Genomic DNA, 3,763 nt, shown 5'->3' with positions numbered 1-3,763 from the left:
CGCATGGACATGATGTGCGCCAGCGTGCATGGCGCGATGGCTTTCCAGACGGGCCTGGGCGCCGTGCACTCGCTGAGCCATGCGCTCGGTGGCCTGAACCCGCGCCTGCACCACGGCACGCTGAACGCGGTCTTCCTGCCAGCCGTGATCCGCTTCAATGCCGAGGCCGACAGCGTGCGGCGCGAGCGGCGCATCGAACGGCTGGCGCAGGCCATGGGGCTGGCCGGCAGCGACGCCGATGCGGTGGCCGGCGCGATCAGCGCATTGAATGCCCGCCTGGGCTTGCCCAGCGGGCTGGCGGCCATGGAGGTCGGCCCCGAGCTGGACGACCGCATCATCGAACGCGCCCTGGTCGATCACTGCCACAAGACCAACCCGCGCATTGCGAGCGCCGAGGAATACCGGGCGCTGCTGGCAGCATCGCGTTGATCATCGTTTTCATCGCGACAGCGTGACCGAAGTCCCAGTTTGCGGTCGACACGGCTTGTAACGCCGCACTAGCATGCTTCGTTGCCCGCGCGCAGGCGCGGCGTCGAGACGAAAAGACAGGAGACATCATGAACAAGCTATCCATCGGCAAGCGCCTGGCCGCCGGCTTCGCCCTGGTGCTGGCATTGGCCGCCTGCGTGATTGCGCTGGCGTCCTGGCGGCTGGCCTCGACGGCCGCGGCGACGCGTCAGATGATGGACGAGCCGCTGACCAAGGAGAGGCTGATTGCGGACTGGAACCGCAACATCAACTCGGGCGTACGCCGCACCATGGCCATCGCCAAGAGCTCCGACGCTTCGCTGGTCGAGCTGTTCAAGGAGGATCAGGCGCAGTCCACCAAGTCGTCCAGCGAGATGCAGGACAAGCTGAAAGCGCTGATCCGCTCGCCCGAGGAGCAGACGCTGTTCGATGAAGTCGGCAAGGCACGCAAGATCTACATCGACTCGCGCGACACGATCGTCAAGCTCAAGAAGGACGGCCAGGCCGAGGCGGCCGACAAGCTGCTGACCGATGTCTTCGTGCCCGGCTCCAAGGTGTATCTGGCCAAGATGCAGGACTTCCTGGACTACCAGCGCAAGGCCATCGACCAGACCGCGGCCGGCATCGACGCCGCCAACAGCAACGGCCGCCTGCTGCTGCTGGGTTTCGGCCTCGCCATGCTGGGCCTGGGCGTGGCCGCTGCCTGGAGCATCACGCGCAGCATCACGCTGCCGCTGGCGGCAGCCAACGAATTGGCCGAGCGCGTGGCGGACGGCAACCTGATGCGCTCGGGCGCGGGGCAGATCGCGAGTTCCGACGAAATCGGCAAGCTGCAGACGACGCTGCGACGCATGCGCGAAACGCTGGCGCAGACGATTGGCAGCATCCGCGATTCGGCCGAATCCATCGGCACCGCGTCGGCCGAGATCGCCAGTGGCAACCAGGACCTGAGCGCCCGCACAGAAAAGGCAGCCTCCAGCCTGGAGCAGACGGCCAGTGCGATGGAGGAGCTGACCGGCACAGTGCAGCAGTCGGCGGCGTCAGCCGGCCAGGCGAACACGCTGGCGGTCTCGGCCGCCAACGTGGCTCAGCGCGGCGGCGAGGTGGTCGGCCAGGTCGTGCACACCATGGACGAGATCAATGCCAGCTCGCGCAAGATCGCCGACATCATCGGCGTCATCKACGGCATCGCCTTCCAGACCAACATCCTGGCGCTGAACGCGGCCGTCGAGGCGGCGCGAGCCGGTGAACAGGGGCGCGGCTTTGCGGTTGTCGCCAGCGAAGTGCGCTCGCTGGCCGGCCGCTCGGCGGATGCGGCCAAGGAGATCAAGAGCCTGATCGGCAGCAGTGTCGAGCGCGTGGAAGCGGGCTCGCGGCTGGTGGCCGAGGCGGGCAAGACGATGGGTGAACTCGTGGGCGCCGTGCAACGCGTCAAGGACATCATGGGCGAGATCACGACCGCCACGGCCGAGCAGTCTGACGGCATCGCCCAGGTCAATATCGCGATTGCCCAGCTCGACCAGGTCACGCAGCAGAACGCCGCGCTGGTGGAGGAGTCGACCGCCGCGGCCGAGAGCCTGCGCGAGCAGGCGACGACGCTGAACGGCGCGGTCGGCACCTTCCAGGTGGCGCGGCGCTAAGGAAGCGCTGAATAAGTCCCCGCGATGCAGCGCGCCCTGGTTTGGGATGGGCTGCCAGGCGCAACGCGCAGCCATAGCCCTTGCTATGGCGAGCATTTGCAACGCCGCAGACCGCCCAAAGCAGGGATGCGCTGCGCGCGAGGGACTTGTTCAGCGCTTCCCTAACTGCCTCCGCYGCCTCCGCAGCCCGAGCCGCCGCAGCTGCTACCGCCACCGCCGTCACAGCTGGCACCACCGCCATCGCTGCTGCCACAGTCGCTGCTGCCGCCATCGCTGAAGCTGTAGCCCCAGCTGAAGCCGCCATCGCCGCTGCCGCTGTCATCACGGCGGCGCTGCATCGCCTGGGCCTCTGAGGCACTGAGCAGCCCCAGGCCCGCCAAGCCGGCAGCACCGACAGCGGCATGAGCCGTCGAGCTGCCGCTGAACTGACCAAAGCCGTCGATCTGGCGGTGCACCAGCACACCGCGCTCATGACCATAGGCCCAGCCGGTGGGCAGGCGCATCAGGCCGTCGAGCGCGAACAGGAAGGGCAGCCGCTGCGCGATCGGGCTGCGCCCTTCGCTGCGGCAGGCGCCGGCCCAGGCGCGGGCAAGGCATTCATCCAGAGGCGCGCCCAATGCCTCGGCTTCGCGATGTTCGACATACTGGCCGAAGTAGCGTTGCTGCCAGGCAGCCAGCCCGCCAGCATCCGTTTGCAGCCAGACATGCCACACCGAATCCGCCGCCCTGCTGGGCAAGGCGCAGGGGCCCTGAGCCTGCTGCAGCCGGCAGGCCTCGAAGAACTGGGCCAGGCCTGTGGAGCAGCGCAGCCAGGCCGCCTCATCGACGGCAAGGCCAGGGAAGTCATTGGGGGCTTGCCGCATCCATGCAGCGCGGACCTCGGGCGGGATCTGCTCGGCCGCCAGCGTGGCCGGCGGGCACTGGCGGCGCAGCGCCTGGCGGAATCGGGCCTCGCGTCGCCGGCCGACCCAGGTGCCCAGACGATGTGCGAGGCTGAACTTTGTTGTTGTCGTTGTGTTGTTCATGGCCACGAGTGTTTGACATGAATATGACACGACCGTGACGACCGGGCAAACACTCACAACGCCATAAAAAAGGCCCGCCGAAGCGGGCCACAAAAGTCAGGAGTTGAAGCCGACTGATTTAACCGTGCTTGGCGTCGAAGAACTGCTCGTCTTCCGTCGAGCCCTTCAGGGCGGCCGTCGAGGCGTTGGCCTCGATGGTCGTCGTGACGGCGTCGAAGTAGCCGGTGCCGACTTCGCGCTGGTGCTTGACAGCGGTGAAGCCCTTCTCGGCGGCGGCGAATTCCTTCTCTTGAAGCTCGACGAAAGCGCTCATCTGGTGACGGGCGTAGCCATGGGCCAGTTCGAACATCGAGTAGTTCAGGCTATGGAAGCCGGCCAGCGTGATGAACTGGAACTTGTACCCCAGGGCACCCAGTTCGCGCTGGAACTTGGCGATGGTCGCGTCGTCCAGGTTCTTCTTCCAGTTGAAACTCGGCGAGCAGTTGTAGGCCAGCAGCTTGCCGGGGAACTTGGCATGGATGGCGTCGGCGAAGGCCTTGGCGAAGGCCAGGTCGGGCTTGCCGGTCTCGCACCAGATCAGGTCGGCATAGGGCGCGTACGCCAGGCCGCGGCTGATGGCCTGGTCCAGGC

The 3,763-nt window shown here is 67.0% G+C and carries 2 protein-coding genes and 2 pseudogenes; 2 read left to right on the top strand and 2 right to left on the bottom strand.

Annotation, left to right across the window (positions count from 1 at the left end; all coding sequences use genetic code 11):
• Together ACXJKR_RS26870 and ACXJKR_RS26865 are read left to right on the top strand one after the other, a co-directional pair.
• Window positions 1–429, top strand: a pseudogene (locus ACXJKR_RS26870) (iron-containing alcohol dehydrogenase); the annotation flags it as partial.
• A 128-nt stretch (window positions 430–557) separates the two neighbouring features.
• A complete protein-coding gene (locus ACXJKR_RS26865; protein ID WP_457325415.1) occupies window positions 558–2,108 on the top strand; it encodes a methyl-accepting chemotaxis protein in 1,551 nt (516 codons plus the stop codon).
• A gap of 161 nt (window positions 2,109–2,269) precedes the next feature.
• Here the strand turns inward: ACXJKR_RS26865 and ACXJKR_RS26860 are convergent, their stop codons facing one another.
• A complete protein-coding gene (locus tag ACXJKR_RS26860; RefSeq protein ID WP_457325414.1) occupies window positions 2,270–3,133 on the bottom strand; it encodes a hypothetical protein in 864 nt (287 codons plus the stop codon).
• A gap of 118 nt (window positions 3,134–3,251) precedes the next feature.
• Window positions 3,252–3,763, bottom strand: a pseudogene (locus tag ACXJKR_RS26855) (isocitrate lyase); the annotation flags it as partial.

Source organism: Roseateles sp. P5_E11, from assembly GCF_054049355.1.
The sequence above is the reverse complement of the archived record's forward strand: the minus strand, read 5'-3'. Positions and strand labels throughout refer to the sequence as shown.